Consider the following 18,739-nt stretch of genomic DNA (forward strand, 5'->3'; position numbering starts at 1 on the left):
AACGTGAAGGCTAGAGCCCCGGACTCTGGAAGCCGTCCCACACCCCGTCGTAATCGACCTGGCGATGGTCGGCGTCGAGTGCTTGTCGACTCAACCGGAACACCCGACGGCTTTCGAACATGAAGGCCATGGTGTTATCCACTTTGTGCGGCGCCAACTCGGCGGTACTGGCCTTTTCGAAGGTCGCGACATCCGGGCCGTGCGGCAACATGCAGTTGTGCAGGCTCACGCCGCCGGGCACGAAACCCTCGGCCTTGGCGTCGTAGATGCCTTTGATCAGACCCATCATTTCGCTCATCACGTTGCGATGGAACCAAGGTGGGCGGAACGTATCCTCGGCCACCAGCCAGCGCGGCGGGAACACCACGAAGTCGCAGTCGGCCACACCCGGGTGCACGGAAGGCGCCGTCAGCACGGTGTAGATCGACGGGTCCGGGTGATCGAATGAAATGCTGCCAATGACCATGAAGTTGGCCAGGTCGTATTTGCACGGCGCCAGATTGCCGTGCCAGGCGACCACGTTCAGCGGCGAATAGTCCTGCGCGGCTTGCCAGAATTGCCCAAGGAACTTGCGCACCACACGGACATGGCGATGACCCGACTCATAGGCCGCGACCGGAACGAGAAAGTCCCGTGGATTGGCCAGGCCATTCGAGCCGATGGGGCCCAGCTCCGGCAAACGGAAAGGTGAACCGTAGTTCTCGCAGATATAGCCCGCCGCCGTCCCGTCGAGCAGTTCGACGCGAAAGTGGATGCCGCGGGGAATCAATGCGATTTCACCCGGACCGGCCTGCAAGGCGCCCATTTCCGTGTGAATCAGCAATTGGCCTTGCTGCGGCACGATCAGCAGTTCGCCATCGGCATTGAAGAAGTAGCGATCCTGCATGGAAGCGTTGGCGCGGTACACATGCGCCACAATGCCTGACTGCTCATCGACATCACCATTGCCACCGACCGTGGCGATCCCGTCGATAAAGTCAGTCCCGGCGGCAGGTTCCGGCCAGGGGTCCCAGCGAAACCGGTTGGCCGGCGTTGCAACCGCCTTGAACGGTGCCGACTCCCAGGTGGCATGCGGTACGGGCTCGAATGCACCGTGCACCGCCGAAGGCAGCAGCCGATAGACCCAGCTGCGGCGATTCTCTGCGCGGGCGACCGTAAAGGCGGAGCCGGAAATCAATTCCGCGTACAACCCGTGCGGTGCGTTTTGTGGCGAGTTGCGCCCCTTGGGCAGGGCGCCCTCCAGCGCTTCGGTGGCAAATTGGTTGCCGAAGCCGCTCATGTAGCTCAACGGTAGTGACGAAGTGGAGTTTGTCATTATTGTTCCACGCGACTCAAAGAGTGGGAGAGAGATGCCGGCTCGGTTCAAGCCGGCAGCCGCCATGACTCAGTGTTTGAATGGCTGAATTTCTTGATCGATGGCGCCGAAAATCGAGCGCCCCGCCGCGTCGAACATCTCGACCCGCACGCGATCGCCGAACTTGAAGAACGGGGTTTTCGCCTTGCCTTCGTTCACCACTTCCAGGGCGCGTTTTTCCGAGAGGCAGCAAAAGCCCTGACTGCGGTCATGGTTGGACACCGTGCCCGAACCGATGATGGTGCCGGCCGTCAGCGTGCGGGTCTTGGTGGCATGGGCAATCAGCCTGGAGAAGTCGAAGTAGTTGTCGACGCCCGCCAATGGCGAACCCAGTTTTTCGTCGTTCACATGCACGGTCAGTGGCAAGTCGACTTTTGCACCGTTCCACTGCCCGTCCAGTTCATCGGGGGTCACCGCAACCGGCGAGAAGGCGGTGACCCCTTTGCCGTTGAGGAAGCCGAAACCCTTGTTCAGCTCAGCCGGGATGATGTGGCGAAGCGAGGTGTCGTTGACCAGCATCACCAGCTTGATGTGCTGCTTTGCCTGCTCGGGCGTGCACAGCATCGGCACGTCATCGGTGATGATTGCCACCTCGGCTTCAAGGTCCACTCCCCAGTCTTCACTGGCGACAATGACCGGGTCCCGCGGGCCGGTGAAGTAGTCCGAGCTGCCTTGATACATCAGGGGTTCCTGCAAGAACGAATCGGGCATTTCCGCACCGCGTGCCTTGCGCACCAGCTCGACGTGGCTGAGGTAAGCGCTGCCGTCCAGCCATTGAAAAGCCCTTGGCAGTGGCGAGGCGACCTTGGTCTGGTCGAACGCGAAACTACCCGGCACGTCGCCGGCGTTCAGCGCATCGGACAGTTCCTGCAACTGTGGTTTGACCGATTCCCAGTGCTCAACCGCCCACTGAAGGGTCGGTGCAACACCGAGGGCAGAAACGGCGCGGGACAGATCACGGGACACCACAATCAGCGCGCCATCACGGGTTTCAGATTTGAGCGAAGCCAGTTTCATACATGCATTCCGGTAGTCGAAAGTTACTGTGGTCACACACTGCTGGGTGCGGTTGATCACTAACTTACGAAACAAACTGCATAACAGATATGCGTTTTCCACCTGCCGGAAACGAGCGTACTTGCGGGTACTTCCTGGGCTCACAGACGAAATCGGCAAGCCATTTCCACCTGGCAGACATCGGGCAGCCCAACCCCTCGAGAACAACGAACATGGCCTCGCGAAAGGTGAAATCACTCGATAAACAACAGGAAATCCCATGATCATCGAACACCGCACTTACCTGCTGCACCCCGGCAAAGTGCCCGCCTATTTCAACTTGTATATGCACAGCGGCCTGCCCATCCAGCTTGAATACTTACGTCAGCCAATGGGCTACTACACCACTGAAATCGGGCCGCTCAATCAGATCGTTCATCTGTGGGGATACGACGACCTCAACGACCGCCAGCACTCGCGCAACCGGCTCAAGGCCGACCCACGATGGGCCGAATACGTCGCGCACCTGATGCCGTTGATCCAGCACCAGGACAGCAAGATCCTGACGCCCGCGCCGTTCTTTACACCGCAAACGGCCACCTACCGCTTGCCTTGAACGACAAGCGCCCAAACGCACAGTGCCTGGCGTAAAGCCAGGCACTGTAATTGAGTTCAATGAGTGAATGCAGCGAAAGAGCGAACCGCTTTAACCTGCCAACACAATCGCCGCACCCGCCAGCAACCCACCACCGCAAACCTTCTGCAGGCGTGGGTACGCGGCCAGCCAACATCCGGCGGCAAAGCCCGCCATCAGCAATAAACCGCTGACGACCGCAAAACCCGCACTGAACCACCAGAACGCGCCGGGAGTGGCTTCCACGCCATGAGACCAACCGTGAAACAGCGCAAATACCGGCATGACCATGGCCAACAGCGCCTGACGCTGTGGCAGCAACATGGCGGCGCAAAGCACCAACAATGAAACGAGGATCATGCTCTGCACGCCCACCAGGTCACCCAGCAAGTGCCCCATCAACGCACCACACAACATCGTTGCCAGGGTGATGACGGGTAATGTCAGCGAGCGTCCGGACAGCGCGGCCAGGATGCCGGTGCCCAGCAACATCAACAGGTGATCCAGGCCGGTCAGCGGGTGCAGCAAGCCGTCCTGCAGCGGGCTGCCGTCATGCCCGGGATGGGCAAAGGCCGGCATGGCGATCAACAACAGGACGAGCGTCAGGGTCTTTCTCATGGAAACGTTCCGAATGGGGATGTGGTTCGTGACGATAACGCGAGACGATACGAGCCCCCCGAGCGTTTCCACCTGACGGAAATGATTTGCTGCGACGTGGGAAGTCCGCGCGGGGTCAGCGCGTTGCAGGCGGTTGAGCGGAACTGAACAACGACTCGATCACTTCATCGATGGCGTCCTGGATGAGCTGTTTATCCGGCAAACGCCCGGTCAGCAACGCATCCATCAAGTGGTAGCCAATCGACGCGCCGAAGATCATTTCGACCAACAGCAAGCTCTTTATTTTCAGGTTCCATCTCGATGGCTCAATGCGCTCTACCGCCAGAATCAATGAACCCCGACTGGCACTGATACCCATCTCGTAGAACATATCGGCAATTCTGGTATGCCCCACCCGCTCACCGATTGCCAGGCGGCACAAGCGCAAATGGTGCTCACACAGCACATGTTCGGCAATGCCATGCAGCCGCAGCCTGAGGGCGTGAACCGGGTCCGGCGATGCATCTTCCTGCGCCTTTTGCGGCCAGACATAGGAAGACGCGACGAGCGACTCCATCAATTCATTCTTGTCAGCGAAGTACACATAGAGCGTCTTTTTCGACATGCCTGCCTTGGCCGCGATCTCCGACATCGTCACCTTTTCGTAGGCACGCTCGGTCAGGAGTTGTTCAACCGCCACATAGATTTCTTTTTTTCTTTCTTCAGCCGGCATGGCCAAAGGACGTCCAGTGCGCGCCATCGCGACCTCGTTGACTTAGGAAACCAATCGGTTTCATAATTAAAATCCCCGCCCATCCTAAAGAAAATCTCTTCATGCGGTCCACCTCTACACGCGTCATCCCCTTTGTACTGGCGGCCCTCAGTGCCGCCGGACCTATCGGCATCGATATGTATCTGCCAGGTCTCCCCGACATGGCGCGTGATCTCGGCGTCGATGAAGGGGTCATGCAACTGAGCCTGATGGTTTACTTTCTGGGCCTGATGCTCGGCCAGCTGGTGTACGGCCCGCTTTCCGATAAGCATGGACGCAAGCCGGTCATTTACCTCGGCCTCGCCGTCTTCATTGTTGGCTCCATCGGCTGTGCATTGAGCACCCGATTTGAGCAGCACCTGTGGATGCGCTTCTTGCAGGGCCTGGGGGGCTCCATTGGCCTGGTCATCGCCTTTGCCATCGTCAGGGATGCGTTCCGCGACGGGGAAATGGGCAAGATGATTTCGATCATCCTCGCAGTACTGGGCCTTTCGCCCGTCCTCGCCCCGATGGTGGGCAGCGCCCTGCTGACGAGCACTTCGTGGCACAGCATCTTCTGGGCACTCGCCGGGTATGGCGTGATCGTCGCCGCAGCGGTTGCCCTGGTGCTGGAAGAAACACGTGACGCTGAACTGCGCAAACGTTCGGCCCTGAAACAGGTACTGCACAACTACGTGAGGATTTTTTTCGAGAAGCGTTTCTTGCCGTACGTCCTCGCACTGTGCGCGGCGCAGGCAGGCTTCTTCGCTTACATCGCCGGTTCCGCCAGCGTCTTCATCTCTGAATACGGGCTCTCCCCTACCCGGTTCAGCCTGCTCTTCGCGCTTAACGCGCTGGGCCTGGTATCCGCTGCGCTGATCAATCCGTGGATACATCACCGCCTGGGTGCGTTGCGAAGTTTCCGACTGCTCAACATCGCCTACGTGATTGTCCTGACCTTGCTGATGATCTATTTGGCCAGCGGGCATCGCGACCTTGTCGTGCTCAGTGCCGGCCTCTTCATCACCGTTGCCCTGCTCGGCTCGATCATGCCCACCGGCAGCCATTTGGCGCTGGTTCAACAAGGCGAATATGCCGGCACGGCCTCAGCGCTCATGGGTTCACTGCAATTTGGTGCCGGCGCGCTGGTCACCGCGGTTTCAGGCGCACTGGCGTACCTGGGTAGCGTGGGATTGATCATGGTGATGCTGATCTGCGCGGCAACGGCCGCACTGCTGTGCATCGCCTGGCTACCGAAAAGAATCGAGTTTTAAGCAAGACCCTTGAACCACGCGAACCGCTCACACCTGAACAACAATGAAAAAGCAGGCATAGCCATGGCGATGAACAAGTCAGAGATAGGAACACTCAACCGCTCGAGCACCATTTTGCGTTTACTGGCAACGGCCGGTAAGCGCGGATTGGCCCTCACGGACATTGCCAGCCGAAGTGCGCTGCCCCATGGCACGGTGCATCGATTGCTCAAACAACTGGGTGATACCGGGCTCACGTTCCAGAGCGAAGAATCCAGGCGCTACCTGCTCGGCCCGGTGGCCTACGAACTGGGCCTCGCCGCGGCCGAGATATTCGATTTTCGCAGCTTGTGCCGCCCTGCCCTCGAACGGCTGTGCCAGGAGAGTGAAGCCACCGCCTACTTTGTCATGCGCAGCGGCTACGACGCGGTGTGCATTGACCGCATCGAAGGCCCCTTCTCTACGCGCACCATCTCACTGGACATCGGCAGTCGCCGGCCATTGGGCGTGGGTGCCGGGGGCCTGGCGATATTGGCGGCCTGCTCCGATGACGAATGCGAGCGCATCCTTGAAGCCACCGCCTCACGCCTGGGACAGTTTCATCACCTGAACCTTGAACAGCAGCGCCAGGCGATCCTGGAAACCCGAAGCCAGAATTACTCGCTGATCCGCAACCGCCTGACCCTGGGTGTCACCGCGTTAGGCATGACATTTCGCGACTCCATGTTGCGCCCAATCGGTGCCATCAGCATCGGCACGATTGACTCCAGGCTCAAAGAGCCGCGCCGAAAAAACATCGTGCAACTGCTCAAGCAACAGGTGCTGCTGATCGAAAAATCCATGCGTGCATCACGCCGCGTCCTGATCGAACATTTCTGAATCGACACGCCCTGAGCACCTCGTTTCCACAGAACGGAAAGCGTCCCCGCCGAGGCTTTGACCCACGTTATTGTGGCTTCCACTTAGAGACACGCACGCCTGCCCACCAAGGGGACGCTGCGTCTCTCTCGACAATAAAAAAGTGGAGAGCGCGTGTGAAATCAACCGTCAACAAACCTCTTGAATACGTCCACGACGATGCCCGTCTGCTCGGCTACTTCAGCCAGCCGGAAGGCGACAAACTTCCGGGCATCTTGCTCGTCCACGATGCGTTTGGCGTCAGCGACTTCATCAAAGGCATCGCCGAAAAACTGGCTGGCGAGGGTTATGCCACACTGGCCGCGGATATCTGGGGCGACGGCAAGGTGCTGTCCAGCGAGAGCGAAATCGGACCGATGATCGGGCGATTCGCCGCCGATCGTAAAACGTGGATGGGTCGCCTGCAGGCCGCCCGCGAAGCACTGGCGGCCCAACCGGGCGTCGATGGCGAAAGAATCGTCATGCTCGGCTATTGCTTTGGCGGCGCCTCGGCACTCGAGTATTTGCGCACGGTGGGCGATGTCCGGGGCGCGGTCAGCATCCACGGCGGGCTCGACCTGGTGTCTGAAGAATGGGCCCACTCCCCGTCACCGCGCAAAGCCCTGCTCCTCACCGGTTACGAAGACCCGATGGCGGCACTGCCCAAGCTCGCAGCGCTGCAACACAACATGAACGGTGCCGGTGTGGATTGGGAGGTCAATCTGTATGGCCATACCAGACACGGTTTCACCCGTCCTGACTCGGATCGCGCCAACAAACCTCACGTCATCGCCTATCACGCTCAAAGCGACAAACGCGCGTGGGCGGCCTTGAAGCGCTTCCTGGAAGAAAGCCTGGCGAGTTGAAGGGAGGCGCCAAAGGCCTTGGGCTGGCCAGCGCGGCAGCCCCATCAATAACAAGTAGCGAGGAATGCAAACGCTATGAGCAGCAAGAACTTTCGTGACTATCTGCTTCCCCTCGATTCCCCACGAATCGTCAACGCCCGGGGCCAGGATCCTTTTGAATACGCCAAACCCATTATCGCCTCCGCCAAGGCCAAGTCCCTGATCGATACGTGGCAAGCGCTGTATCAGGAGCCCTTCAAGGGCATGACGGCCGATGGCCAGGTGGAGCCAGGACTGTTCCGGCTCGCGAACGAAGGGCTCGACATCCACAAAGCAGTGGCGGCCGGCCAGGCGCTGCTGGCCAGTTTGAACGAAGGCGAACGCCAGGCGATGCAGTACCCGATCGACGCACCGCAATGGCGCGATTGGTACAACCCGGAGTTCCCCATGAACGCCAATGGCGTTCGCCTGGATTACCTCTCAACCGCCTCACGCGAAGCGGTGATGAAGGTGCTGCGGGCCAGTTTGAGCGCGGAGGGTTACCTCAAGACCGAACAGTGCCGCATCGCCAACCTGTTCCTCGGCGAGCTGTACGACCTGCGCAACATCATGAACGAGTGGAGTTATCACTTCCTGTTGTTCGGCACGCCTTCGACGACCGAGCCCTGGGGCTGGAACCTCTACGGTCATCACCTGGCACTGAACTGCTTGATGGTGGGCGGCCAAATGATCATCTCGCCCACGTTCATGGGCGCAGAACCGACCCACATCGACCGGGGCCCCCACGGCGCGTTTTCGCTGTTCCAGAACGAGGAAAGTTTCGGGCTGCAATTGATGCGCTCGCTCTCACCGACGTTGCGCGAACGGGCCACCACCTACCAGCAGATGAAAGACCCGGCGATGCCCGAAGACCGTTGGCACTTTGCCGACGAGCGCCAGCTGGGCGCCGCTTATCGCGATAACCGGATCATTCCCTATGAGGGGGTTTGTGCGGCGCAGTTTTCATCGGGCCAACAAGAGCAACTGCTGAAGATCGTCGACGCGTTTATCGAGTACTTGCCAGAGGGTCCGCGGGAGGTACGCCTGCGCCATGTCGAGTCCATGCTCGAGCGTACGTACTTCAGCTGGATTGGCGGACACGGTGACGACGACCCCTTTTATTACCGCGTGCACAGCCCGCTGATCATGGTGGAGTTCGACCACCATAGCGGCGTCTGGCTGAACAACGAGACGCCGCAAAAATTCCATATCCACACCGTGGTCAGAACCCCCAACGGCAATGACTACGGCAAAGACCTGCTGCGCCAGCATTACCTCAACGAACACCGCCAGGGTTCGCCGCATATGGCCCGGCACGGGGGTGGCCACGATCACTCCCATGACCACCCGCAGGACCATGACCACAGCCACCCGCACGGACATGACCATTCGCACTGACACACCCGTCGCGGCGGCCGGCGAGTGCTGCCACCTGCTTTCGATTACATCAGAGGAAAAACAACAATGGATTTAGGAATCAAAGGGCGCACAGCCTTCATCTCGGCTTCATCCCAAGGGCTCGGCTATGCCTGCGCACGTTCCCTCGCTCGCGAAGGCGTAACGGTGGTCCTCAACGGACGCAATGAAGAAAAACTGCAGCAGGCCGCCGACCTGTTGCGCACAGAGGTGACGGGCGCACAGGTCTTGATCGTGGTTGCCGACCTGACCACCGCCCAGGGCCGCGCGGATATCCTGGAAGCGGTGCCAGAGGTCGACATCCTGGTCAACAACAACGCCGGCCCTCCTCCGGGACGCCTGCAAGACTGGGACGAAGCGGCGCTGCTGGGCGCCCTGCAAGCCAACATGATTCCCGCCGTGCAACTGATGCGCACCTACATTCCCGGCATGCAGTCACGGGGGTTTGGCCGGATCATCAACATCACCTCGGCCATGGTCAAATCGCCGCACTACATCATGGGCTTGTCCACGTCCGCACGGACTGCGCTGACGGCCATCAGCAAGGCGATCAGCGTTGAAGTCGTGAAGGACAACGTGACCATCAACAACCTGCTACCTGAGCGCATCGATACGCCGCGCCAGGAATTCATGGCGCAGCGCCTGATGAAAGAGCAAGGCGTCAGCCATGAAGAAGCCCGGCGCCAGATCGCCTCGACCATCAGCGCAAAACGCCTTGGCCGGCCCGAAGAGTTTGGCGATGCCTGCGCGTTCCTGTGCAGCAGCCAGGCCAGCTACATCTCTGGCCAGAACCTGCAACTCGACGGCGGCTCGTACGAAGGGCTGATCTGATCACTGTTTCGCGTCATGCACAGGTATCCCCCATGTTCGATCAACACACGGAACACGCGATTCTGGCGTTGGAACGCCGCAGGCAGCTGGCATTGGTGGCCGTGGACATCGATGAGTTGAACGCGCTGTTCGACGACGATCTGGTGCATGTCCACAGCACCGGCCTGGTTCATACCAAAACCCAGCTGATCGAGCACATTGGCCGTAAACGCGGTTTTGTCGACGTCCAGCGTGGCGACCTGAGCATTCGCGGCAGCGATGACATGGCCGTCCTGACGGGCCCCATCGTCAATCACCTGCGCACGGCCGATGGCGCGCAGGAGCTCATGCGGGGCTTTGTCACCCAAGTGCTCCGGCGCACCGCTTCGGGATGGAAGTTCATCAGCTTCCAGCTCACGGTCGTGCGCGACTAGCGGTTACTACCTCCCGACTACTTCAACCAAAACCATAAAAAAAGACGGCAGACACATCCTATGAAAATCGTTCGTTTTACCGAGAGCGGCCGCACACGCATTGGGAAACTGGAAGGCAACAGCGTCATCGATCTTTCTGGCATTCCCGGGGTGAATGACTCGATGCGCCATTTGCTGGGGCATCTTTCTGAACTACGCCCGGCACTGGAGGCCGCCACTGCACCCGCCTTCCTCCTGTCGGCAGTGCGCCTCGAGAATCCGGTCAACGACCCGCAAAAGTACCTGGCCATCGGCTTGAACTACAAAGCCCACGCCGAGGAAGCGCGCGCGGCCGGTATTCCGATTCCGACCAGCCAGCTGTGGTTCAACAAACAAGTGTCCTGCCTGACAGGCCCTTACGACCCGATTCTGTTCCCGTCGGCGGTCAAGCAACTGGACTATGAAATCGAGATGGGGGTGGTCATCGGCCAGCGTTGCCGTAACGTCAAGGCATCCGACGCGCGAGCCGTGATCGCCGGTTACCTGGTGACCAACGACGTCAGCGCACGTGACTGGCAACACCGCTCGCCGACCTTCACCCTGGGCAAGTCGTTCGACAGCCATGGCCCGATTGGCCCCTGGCTGACCACCGACGACGAAATCGCCGACCCACTGGCCCTGGAAATGCGCCTGACGGTCAATGGCGAAGAACGCCAGAAAATGACCACCGGCGACATGATCTACGACATTTACCAGCAGATCGAATACCTCTCCACGGTCATGACGCTGGAGCCTGGTGACATTCTCGCCACCGGCACACCGGCGGGTGTCGGCGTGGCCTTGGGTAAGCTGCTTCAGGTCGGCGATGTGGTGCGCGCCGAAATCGAGCAACTGGGCTACATCGAAAACCCCGTGGTTGCAGCGCCGTGACCGGCAGCCCTGCCCTGCGCCGTTAACGCGCAGTCGAAACGAGAAGTGCCTGCGCCGCAGTAACGGTCACTCAGGGGGTCCGACAGGGCGCGGGCGCTTTTTCTTCATTCGCACGCCCGGTGGAGGGTGCATTGGCGCGCGACCTTTCCGTGGGGGCTCCATGTTCAGATGGCTCAGCAATTGTTTCTGCAACATCAGGATCAACGCCAAACTTTCCATAGGGTTTGGCCTCATTCTTCTGTTAACCGTCGTGATCGCCGCGACCGGTTGGTACAGCACCCACAGCATCATTTCGCGCAGCGACAAAATCAGCCAGATCAGTAACATCAACAGCCTGATCAGCTCGCTGGGTACGCAATACGCTCAATACCAGCGTCACCACAGTCAACCGGCCGCTACCGCCCTTTTTCAAACGCTGGATACGATCGAAGCCCAGCACCTGCAACTCGCCTCCCTGCTGACGGCACCGGAGGAACGGCAACTGCTCACTGAGCAGCAACGCATCATCAAGGATTACCGCGCTCACCTCTCGCGTATCGGCGAGAGTTTTGCCAATCGCGACGCCGAATTCACGACCCTCGACAGCACCATCGGGCTGGCCAGCAAACAACTCAACGACGCGGTCAACGACATTGTTCGAGCGTCGGAGAACGCGCAGCAGAATGTGATCAACCTGCAAGCGATCAGGCAACTCTTCCAGAGCATCCAGCAACTCATGCTGCAGGTGCATGACTTTGACTATACGAATGAGGCGCAAAAGGGTCGCGGCGCGCTGGAAGGTATCGACAGCATCGTCCATGCCGTCGACAACATCCTCGGCGCTTCGCATGGGGAACCCCAACCCAACCTGCAGCGCGCCGCACAGACACTCGCTCAATACAACCAGCACTTGCAGCGCTTCGCCCATGAAGTTGCCAGCAGCGAGGCGGCGGGCAAACAACTCTTCGAGGCCAGTGCGCAGCTGGACGCCCTCAATCAACAGCTGATCGACTATCAAGCGACCAAGCGCGCCGGCGACGTGCGCAGTGCCCAGCGAATGATCGTCGTCAGCCTGATAGTGGCGATTGTCCTGGGCGTACTCGCGGCCTGGTTTATTACTCGGCAAATTGTGCAACCACTCTTGCAGACATTGGCACTGGCCGAACGCATCGCCTCCGGCGACCTCAGTCAGGACATCGTGGTTGACCGTCAGGATGAGATGGGCCAGTTACAGCGCAGCATGCAGCGGATGGTGGTGAACTTGCGCAACCTGGTCGGCAACATCAGCAGCAGCGTGAAGCAAATCGCTGGCGCGGCAGAGCGTCTGTCGAACGTGGCCACGCAAACCAGTTCGGGCATTCACACGCAGAAAAGTGAAACCGAACAGGTCGCCTCGGCCATGAATGAGATGGTCGCCACCGTGCAAGAGGTCGCACGCAACGCGCAGCAGGCGCAGCGCGCGGCGCTGGTGGCGGATCAACAGGCGTGCGCAGGCGAAGATGTGGTGGGCCAGGTTATCGAGCAGATCGAGCGGCAGGCCATCGAAACGGGAAAATCCACTGCCGCGATGAGCCGGCTCAAAGAGCAAAGCGACAAGATCGGCACGGTACTGGACGTCATCAGGTCCGTGGCCATGCAGACCAACTTGCTGGCCCTCAACGCGGCGATTGAAGCCGCCCGCGCCGGTGATTCCGGACGGGGTTTCGCCGTAGTCGCCGATGAAGTGCGCAGCCTGGCGCAACGCACCCAGCAATCGACCGAAGAAATCGAAGAACTGATCATCAGCCTACAGGACGGCACCGCGCACGTGGTGTCCGTCATGGAAACCAGCCGCGCGCTCACCGCCAGCAGTGTCGATTTGACGCGACAGGCCGGCAGCTCCCTGGAAGAAATCACCCGCACCGTCTCAACCATTCAGCAGATGAACCTGCAAATCGCGACGGCCGCGGAGCAGCAGGCGCTGGTGGCCCACGACATCAACCGTAGCGTGCTCAGCGTGCGCGACATCACGCAACGCACCGCCAGTGCCAGCGATCACACGGCGAGCTCAAGTGTGGAACTGGCAAACCTGGGCAAGCAGCTTGAGCACATCGTCAAACAGTTTCAAACCTGACCTCGCCCCCCTGCCTCACAGCGAATCAAGAAATTCGATCAACGCCCGCCGTTGTTCCAGGTCCAGGCCCAGCGGTTTCAAACGGTCGCTGGTCCTGGGAAACAACGGATCGTTTTTCTGTGGCCCGACGGGCTCGGGTCGAGGCATGCCCTGGTTGTAAAAGGCGATCGTGCCTTCCATGTTGACGAACAGACCGTTGTGCATCCACGGCGCGGTCTTGCTCAGCAGGCGCAGCGACGGGGTGCGAAAAGCGCCAACATCCTGTGGGTTTGCGGTCACTTCGTAACGCCCCAGGTCTTCATATTTGCGGCCGTAATACGTCAGCCCCAGGTTATGGAACTGGTCGTCGCTCAGGGTCGGGCCGAAATGGCAATTCATGCAGCGCGCCTGCGTGCGAAACAGGTGCAGGCCGTAAAGCTGCTGGTCACTCATGCGCTGCGGGCGGCCGAGCAACAGTTGTTCGAACGCGGTATTGCGGGTGGCTTTGACCAGGGTGCGCTGGTAGGTGGCCAAGGCCTGGGCAATCTGCTCGGCGACGATGGGCCCCTTCAAGGCAAACGTCTGCTCGAACAGCTTGGGGTATTCGGCATCGTTGTTGAGGCGGGTCAGCAGTTCGTCAGTGGTGAACGCCATTTCAACGTGATCGGCAATGGGCACCACGGCCTGGGCCTCAAGACTGGGGCTTCGACCATCCCAGAACAGGTGCCGGGTGAAGCCGCTCATCACCACGCTCGGTGCATTTCGGCGACCGGTTTGACGGTCATGCCCAAATGAAACACGACGCCCATCGGCGAAGGCTTCGTCGGGCTCGTGGCACGAGGCGCAGGCGATCTGGCCGGAACGGGACAACTTCGGGTCGTTGAACAGCCGCTCGCCTAAAACGGCCTTGGCTTCGGTGAACGGGTTGTCGGAAGGTGACGGTGCCCGGGCCGGCAACGGCGCCATTTCTTGCCAGGCCACGTCGGCGTCAATCTGTGGTGCAGGCCATTGCGCGACCGGCTTGCGGTACAGCTGCGCAATACACGCTTGATAGGCGCCCGGCTCCTTGGCTTGAACCCCACACAATTCATCCGCGCTGGTGTGTACGCCCGTCAACGATAGCGCTAGCCAGCCGGCGAATGGAGCGGCAAGTTTGAGCGATTTCAAAAGCGATAACCCACTTCAAGCATGAACTGACGGCCGACCTCGTAGGTGACGACATCGTCGCTGTCGGTGCTGCTGACGATGACCTTGTCCAGCAGGTTACTGACGTCAAGATTGACGAACAGCGCCTGATCCTTGGCAGTGGGCAGCTCCCAGCCCAATCGGGTGTCCCAGGTCAGTGCGCCCGCGTAGTCGGTTTCTTCCCAGACACGCACTTGTTCTCCGTTGTGTTCGACCGTGGCCCCGGTTCCAGCGATCCGGCGGTAGCCATCGCGGTAGCGTAGAAAATTGCTCCAGTTCAGGTTGAGCTGCGGGATGGCGGTCATGGTGGTCAGGCGCGCGGTCCAGGGGCGGTTGTAATTCTCGGCAGGCCGCTGCGAATAAGTGATGAACTTGCCCTGGTACTGAATCACCGGATCATCGACGTACAGCAAACCGATGCTGGTGGTGTAGTCGGACAAACCCGAGCTTTGCACATCGGTCAAATCCAGGCCCACCTGGCCGGTGGTGCTGGTGCCCCAGAACGAGAAATCGCGTAACGGGGTCACGGTCAGGCTATAGATTTCAGACTCGCTTTCACCGCCGTTGTAATAGGTGAAGTAGTTGCTGGCCAACTCCTTGAGGTCGGTGCTGGGTTGACCAATCTGCGAACCCCAGGCGCGGGAGATTTGATCGTGCCCTTTGCGATTGACGTACTTCAGGGCGAACTCGGTGTTCCATTGAATGTGCGTCACGCCCAGGGTCAACTCATCGTCGTAGGGAATGTCCAGGCTGTTGAACTTGGCGCCGTTGGCCACCTGCGAGCTGTAGACCCAGTTCGAGGTCTGGCTGGCGCGCGTGTAGTTGCTCTGCAACGCGGCGACACCGTCACGCAATCGGTAGGCCGAGAGGTTGCGCCCGTAATACCGGTTGGCACCGCCGATCAGACGGGTCTGGCCGTCGCCGAACACGTCGAATTCCACCGCCAGCCGTGGGGCAATGGTGGTCTTGTCCATGTAGTCGTCGGCATCCACGCGCACACCCGGCCTGACTTTCAAGCGGCCCCAACGCATTTCATCCTGGAGGAACACCGCCCAGGACTGGCTATCGAACTCGACTTTGCCCTCGGTGATGGTTTTGGTTTTTGCGTACTGCCCTTTCCAGCCGTTGACCGTCTTGCCGACCGAACACAGCGGGTCGTTGCCCACGCACGTGGCGGTCGAGGTCATGCCGGCCACGGAATAACTGGTGTAAGGCGTGGATCGATCGTAAAAGGTCGAGCTCTGCGAGAGCTCCAGCCCGGTTTGCACATTGTGTTCCAGGCCGAGGGCTTGAAAGCCATTCCAGTCGACCTTGAGCTTATAGGCCAGTTGTTCCTGTTCCTGCTCGATATCGCCCATGCCGCCTTCGCTGGCCGTGGTGGAGCCGCTCCAGTTCTTGGTCGTCGAGGTGCGCCAGGCAATCAGGTAGTCGGACTCCGAGTCGCGGGAGTTCTCCAGTCGGCTCCAGCTCAGGACTTGCTCGACAGTGGCCAGCGGCGCATTCCACAGCAAACGGGCACTGACGGCGTCGCCGCCGGCGGTGGTGTCGCGGCCCGAATACAGCGCATTGCTGCCGTAGGTGTGCGCGACTTCCGGCGCATGGGTCAGGCTGACGTCCAGGCCCCAGTCATCGTTGATCTGCCACACCGACTTCAGGAAATAGTTGTCGATGCGTCGGGTCTGTTCGTGTTCTTCGTTGGCTTGATCGGTGTTGTGGCTCAGGGCAAATGTGCGGGTCGGAATGGTGGACTCCTTGCGCGAAAAACTGCCCATCAAGCCAAAGTTATCGGTCAGGTAGCCTTCCAGCGTGGCGCGGGTAATGAGCTTGTCGAATTCCGGCTGATTGCCGGTGCCGTAGCCTGCCTCGAACGCTTCCAGGTCCGGGTCGTCCTTGTCCAGGTGGTAGCGGGTCCAGGCCGAACGGGTCATCTGAGCCGACACCTTGCCATGCAGGTCCCGCGTGGGATTGCGCGTGTTGGCCTCGATTACCCCGCCGTTGAAACCACCATAGGACGCCGGTACGTTGCTGTCGTAGACCTTGATGTCTTGCAGCAAATCCGTGTCCAGCGCGAGCCCTTGACTGCGGCCCGCCACCTGGTCATAGCTGTCGGTCACTGAGCCCGGGTCGATGTCGTTGTTCATGCTCATACCATCGACCACAAACAGGTTCTGCCAGTAGCGCGCACCGTTGATGCTGACGTTGGCCGGGCCGATCTCGCCGGGGTTCTTGCCACCGAGTTGGCTGTCGTCGAACTGCACGCTGGGGTTGGTGCGCAACAGGCTGGTGATGTCGCCGTTACCGGCGGGCAGCGACTCGATCATGCGTCGGTCGACGGTGCGTTCGGACTGATACTCCACCGCCGGCGTGGTGACCCGGGTGCTGTCCAGTTGCAGCACCTGGTCGGCATCGCGCGGGTAGACGGTGATCGCATTGTCATGGCTGTACTGCCAGGCAAGGCCACGGTCATCCAGTAATTGCGCCAACGCTTGCTCGAGGCTCAAGCGGCCTTCGACCGCTCTGTTCGAAAGCCCCTGCACCACCTTGCTTTCGACACTGACCTGCACGCCGGACTGCAGGGCCAACACCATCAGGCTGTTGGCCAATGTCCCGGCGGGAATACTGAAGGCGTACGTGCTTTTTTTTGCCGGGGCCGTCAACGGCTGCGCAGTGACTGGCGCAACGGCGCCATGCGCCAGAAATGGCAGCGCCATCAGCAAGGCGAAGGTGCCCGACCGGGACAAGGAAATCGGCGACGATGACTCGGCAATACGCATCGAACGGAGCATTCGGTTACCTGTAGAATGAAGTTCGGAGTCGCTAATGCGAATCCTTATCAGTAGCTTTCATGGGTAACAACGAACGGCATTCGGCGATTTCCAGAAATAAGCAAAAAAAAAGCCGTGTCGATGACACGGCAGCCTGAACGGGTTGGAAAAACGCGAGAAAGGACCGCGCTCAGTCGGCGGAAACCATCAGCACATAAGGGCTCAGCGCCCTCACCTGCCCACCCAGCGGCGCAAGGGCCGCTTGCAGTGCAAGCCGGGGTGAACGCAAGTCCAGCGCGGCGGTGATCTTGCGTTTGCCCAGCGCATCGTCGTTGAGCACGATCAACCCGGGTTGGTACTGACGCAAGCGCGCGACGACTTCACTCAGGGGCTGGTCGACCACCAGCAGTTGCCAGTGGCGCCACGCCGCGATCTGTTCCACTGGCGTCTGCAGGCGCTGGAGGCCCTGGCCCTGACGCAGGAATCGAACGCCTTGTCCCGGTTTGAGCGGTTCCAGCGCAGCATCCCGCTGACGGGTATCCGCCACCTTGACCGAGCCGTGCGCGACGCTGACATCGATGGTTTCCGGGGAAACTTCCACGGCAAACGCCGTCCCGGTGACCGTGACGGTAATCGCCTCGGCCGTCACCTCAAAGGCACGCTCAGGCTGTGACTTGACCGAAAAAAATGCTTGGCCGCGCAGCAACGTTACCCGGCGTTTATCGGGGGTGAACTGCACGTCGATGGCGCTGCCGCTGTCCAGTTCCACCACGCTACCGTCGGCCAGCGTGACCTGCTGGTGTTCGCCGGTCGGGCTGCGGTAATCGGCCGTGATGCCTTGCCAGTCGGGCAAGACCAGCAACACCGCGCACGCGGCCACCGCACTGCTGGCTATGACGCGACGCAGCCAGCGGCGTCGCCTGTTGGGAGGAGCGGCTAGTGCAGGCAAGCGGGAATCGAAGGCCGGGCTGCTCATCAACTGCCCGCTCAAGCGCCAGACTTTCTCAGCCTTGCGATAGGCCCGCAGATGATCGGGCGAGTCCTCAAGCCAGGTGTTCAGCGCGTGTTGCAGCGCGGCGTCGTGCGGTGTTTCCTGCACGCGCAGCAGCCAGTCCAGCGCCGTTTCCCACACCGGGTCCCTGGGGCCAGCACCCGACGATCCGGAGGTTGCACGGTTGGAATCACTCACTCGGGAAGGCCTTTGGCGTGGTTTCAGTCATCACTCAATTGCTCCGAGCAGTAGGTGAGCGCATCGCGAACGAGTTGATGGGCAAGGCTGGAAGAAATGCCCAAACGCTGCGCAATGTCCTTGAAGGTCATGCCATGCAACCGGTGCATGACAAACGCCTGGCGAGAACGCTCGGGCAATCGGGCCAGGGCGTTGTGCAGTTGCTGCAACTCATCGCTGTACAGCGCTTCGCATTCTGGCGAAGGATTATCAGAAGGCAACCCCTGCAGCTCATCCTCACTGGCCGGATGGCGGTTTTCCAGGGTCAGGCGCCGGTTCAGGTCAAAGGCGAGATTGCGCACGATGCGGTACAGGTAACCCACCGGTTGCGCCAGAGGTATCCGGTCGGTGGTGGCTTCGTTGAAGCGCAGCCAGGCGTCTTGCACCACGTCTTCCGCTTTCGACCGGCAGCCCACGATGGGCGATGCGTACTCCACCAGCGCCTTGCGATGGGACAGATAGAGTTCGAGTTTTTGACTGCGCTCTGACACGACGACCACGCTCTTGGAACAGGAGGACTGCCTGGAAGGCGCGGCGATACTAAGCCCATTGAGA

General features: G+C 60.2%; 17 protein-coding genes and 1 pseudogene. 10 read left to right on the plus strand and 8 right to left on the minus strand.

What is annotated here, in order from left to right; all coding sequences use genetic code 11:
- Positions 1 to 10: 10 nt before the first annotated feature.
- Both hmgA and EJA72_RS25695 read right to left on the minus strand, forming a co-directional pair.
- Complete coding sequence (hmgA, locus tag EJA72_RS25690) at positions 11 to 1,315, minus strand: homogentisate 1,2-dioxygenase (RefSeq protein ID WP_157714688.1); 1,305 nt, start codon at positions 1,313 to 1,315, stop codon at positions 11 to 13.
- A gap of 69 nt (positions 1,316 to 1,384) precedes the next feature.
- Complete coding sequence (locus EJA72_RS25695; protein ID WP_157714689.1) at positions 1,385 to 2,371, minus strand: fumarylacetoacetate hydrolase family protein; 987 nt, start codon at positions 2,369 to 2,371, stop codon at positions 1,385 to 1,387.
- A gap of 259 nt (positions 2,372 to 2,630) precedes the next feature.
- On the opposite strand from EJA72_RS25695, the gene EJA72_RS25700 reads away from it, so the two are divergent.
- The gene (locus EJA72_RS25700; RefSeq protein WP_157714690.1) at positions 2,631 to 2,966 is read left to right on the plus strand and encodes an NIPSNAP family protein; all 336 of its coding nucleotides are present in this window, start codon (positions 2,631 to 2,633) and stop codon (positions 2,964 to 2,966) included.
- Between the two features lie 90 nt (positions 2,967 to 3,056).
- Here EJA72_RS25700 and EJA72_RS25705 read toward each other — a convergent pair whose 3' ends face one another.
- On the minus strand, positions 3,057 to 3,602 hold the full coding sequence (locus tag EJA72_RS25705) for a HupE/UreJ family protein (RefSeq protein WP_157714691.1): 546 nt from the start codon (positions 3,600 to 3,602) through the stop codon (positions 3,057 to 3,059).
- Positions 3,603 to 3,717: 115 nt separating this feature from the next.
- Positions 3,718 to 4,341 (minus strand): TetR/AcrR family transcriptional regulator, encoded by a 624-nt coding sequence (locus tag EJA72_RS25710; RefSeq protein WP_157714692.1) that lies wholly within the window; start codon positions 4,339 to 4,341, stop codon positions 3,718 to 3,720.
- A gap of 74 nt (positions 4,342 to 4,415) precedes the next feature.
- On the opposite strand from EJA72_RS25710, the gene EJA72_RS25715 reads away from it, so the two are divergent.
- From EJA72_RS25715 to EJA72_RS29855, 9 genes and pseudogenes are all read left to right on the plus strand, one after another.
- Positions 4,416 to 5,606 (plus strand): multidrug effflux MFS transporter, encoded by a 1,191-nt coding sequence (locus EJA72_RS25715; RefSeq protein ID WP_157714693.1) that lies wholly within the window; start codon positions 4,416 to 4,418, stop codon positions 5,604 to 5,606.
- Between the two features lie 63 nt (positions 5,607 to 5,669).
- On the plus strand, positions 5,670 to 6,464 hold the full coding sequence (locus EJA72_RS25720; protein WP_157714694.1) for an IclR family transcriptional regulator: 795 nt from the start codon (positions 5,670 to 5,672) through the stop codon (positions 6,462 to 6,464).
- 155 nt (positions 6,465 to 6,619) lie between these two features.
- Positions 6,620 to 7,348, plus strand: coding sequence for a dienelactone hydrolase family protein (locus EJA72_RS25725; protein WP_157714695.1), 729 nt, complete (start codon positions 6,620 to 6,622; stop codon positions 7,346 to 7,348).
- A 75-nt stretch (positions 7,349 to 7,423) separates the two neighbouring features.
- The gene (locus tag EJA72_RS25730; RefSeq protein WP_157714696.1) at positions 7,424 to 8,764 is read left to right on the plus strand and encodes a DUF3500 domain-containing protein; all 1,341 of its coding nucleotides are present in this window, start codon (positions 7,424 to 7,426) and stop codon (positions 8,762 to 8,764) included.
- A 66-nt stretch (positions 8,765 to 8,830) separates the two neighbouring features.
- Positions 8,831 to 9,613: an SDR family oxidoreductase gene (locus tag EJA72_RS25735; protein WP_157714697.1), complete on the plus strand. Its 783-nt coding sequence runs from the start codon at positions 8,831 to 8,833 to the stop codon at positions 9,611 to 9,613.
- 32 nt (positions 9,614 to 9,645) lie between these two features.
- The gene (locus EJA72_RS25740; protein ID WP_157714698.1) at positions 9,646 to 10,026 is read left to right on the plus strand and encodes a nuclear transport factor 2 family protein; all 381 of its coding nucleotides are present in this window, start codon (positions 9,646 to 9,648) and stop codon (positions 10,024 to 10,026) included.
- A 60-nt stretch (positions 10,027 to 10,086) separates the two neighbouring features.
- Positions 10,087 to 10,935, plus strand: a complete 849-nt coding sequence (locus tag EJA72_RS25745; protein WP_157714699.1) for a fumarylacetoacetate hydrolase family protein — start codon at positions 10,087 to 10,089, stop codon at positions 10,933 to 10,935.
- A gap of 160 nt (positions 10,936 to 11,095) precedes the next feature.
- Positions 11,096 to 12,169 (plus strand): annotated as a pseudogene (locus tag EJA72_RS29850) (methyl-accepting chemotaxis protein); the annotation flags it as partial.
- Entirely contained in the window at positions 12,164 to 13,027 is an 864-nt protein-coding gene (locus tag EJA72_RS29855; RefSeq protein ID WP_372240749.1) for a methyl-accepting chemotaxis protein, read from the plus strand. The pseudogene EJA72_RS29850 and the gene EJA72_RS29855, both read left to right, overlap by 6 nt.
- A 15-nt stretch (positions 13,028 to 13,042) precedes the next feature.
- On the opposite strand, the gene EJA72_RS25755 is transcribed toward EJA72_RS29855, so the two are convergent.
- The 4 genes from EJA72_RS25755 to EJA72_RS25770 form a co-directional block, all read right to left on the minus strand.
- Positions 13,043 to 14,122 carry a cytochrome-c peroxidase gene (locus EJA72_RS25755; RefSeq protein ID WP_256679765.1) on the minus strand — a complete coding sequence of 360 codons (1,080 nt, stop codon included), beginning with the start codon at positions 14,120 to 14,122 and terminating at the stop codon, positions 13,043 to 13,045.
- A gap of 47 nt (positions 14,123 to 14,169) precedes the next feature.
- Positions 14,170 to 16,977, minus strand: coding sequence for a TonB-dependent receptor plug domain-containing protein (locus EJA72_RS25760; protein WP_178129584.1), 2,808 nt, complete (start codon positions 16,975 to 16,977; stop codon positions 14,170 to 14,172).
- 169 nt (positions 16,978 to 17,146) lie between these two features.
- The gene (locus EJA72_RS25765; protein ID WP_372240746.1) at positions 17,147 to 18,145 is read right to left on the minus strand and encodes a FecR domain-containing protein; all 999 of its coding nucleotides are present in this window, start codon (positions 18,143 to 18,145) and stop codon (positions 17,147 to 17,149) included.
- Between the two features lie 23 nt (positions 18,146 to 18,168).
- A complete protein-coding gene (locus EJA72_RS25770; protein ID WP_372240747.1) occupies positions 18,169 to 18,675 on the minus strand; it encodes a sigma-70 family RNA polymerase sigma factor in 507 nt (168 codons plus the stop codon).
- Positions 18,676 to 18,739: the final 64 nt, after the last annotated feature.

It is taken from the genome of Pseudomonas sp. PB120 (genome assembly GCF_009761815.1).
Taxonomy (GTDB): Bacteria; Pseudomonadota; Gammaproteobacteria; order Pseudomonadales; family Pseudomonadaceae; genus Aquipseudomonas.

What these genes read in the sequence shown, in the direction of transcription:
- hmgA (WP_157714688.1), bottom strand. Translation starts at nt 1,315, where the DNA reads ATGACAAACTCCACTTCGTCACTACCGTTGAGCTACATGAGCGGCTTC.
- EJA72_RS25695 (WP_157714689.1), bottom strand. Translation starts at nt 2,371, where the DNA reads ATGAAACTGGCTTCGCTCAAATCTGAAACCCGTGATGGCGCGCTGATT.
- EJA72_RS25700 (WP_157714690.1), top strand. Translation starts at nt 2,631, where the DNA reads ATGATCATCGAACACCGCACTTACCTGCTGCACCCCGGCAAAGTGCCC.
- EJA72_RS25705 (WP_157714691.1), bottom strand. Translation starts at nt 3,602, where the DNA reads ATGAGAAAGACCCTGACGCTCGTCCTGTTGTTGATCGCCATGCCGGCC.
- EJA72_RS25710 (WP_157714692.1), bottom strand. Translation starts at nt 4,341, where the DNA reads ATGGCGCGCACTGGACGTCCTTTGGCCATGCCGGCTGAAGAAAGAAAA.
- EJA72_RS25715 (WP_157714693.1), top strand. Translation starts at nt 4,416, where the DNA reads ATGCGGTCCACCTCTACACGCGTCATCCCCTTTGTACTGGCGGCCCTC.
- EJA72_RS25720 (WP_157714694.1), top strand. Translation starts at nt 5,670, where the DNA reads ATGGCGATGAACAAGTCAGAGATAGGAACACTCAACCGCTCGAGCACC.
- EJA72_RS25730 (WP_157714696.1), top strand. Translation starts at nt 7,424, where the DNA reads ATGAGCAGCAAGAACTTTCGTGACTATCTGCTTCCCCTCGATTCCCCA.
- EJA72_RS25735 (WP_157714697.1), top strand. Translation starts at nt 8,831, where the DNA reads ATGGATTTAGGAATCAAAGGGCGCACAGCCTTCATCTCGGCTTCATCC.
- EJA72_RS25740 (WP_157714698.1), top strand. Translation starts at nt 9,646, where the DNA reads ATGTTCGATCAACACACGGAACACGCGATTCTGGCGTTGGAACGCCGC.
- EJA72_RS25745 (WP_157714699.1), top strand. Translation starts at nt 10,087, where the DNA reads ATGAAAATCGTTCGTTTTACCGAGAGCGGCCGCACACGCATTGGGAAA.
- EJA72_RS29855 (WP_372240749.1), top strand. Translation starts at nt 12,164, where the DNA reads ATGGTGGTGAACTTGCGCAACCTGGTCGGCAACATCAGCAGCAGCGTG.
- EJA72_RS25760 (WP_178129584.1), bottom strand. Translation starts at nt 16,977, where the DNA reads ATGCTCCGTTCGATGCGTATTGCCGAGTCATCGTCGCCGATTTCCTTG.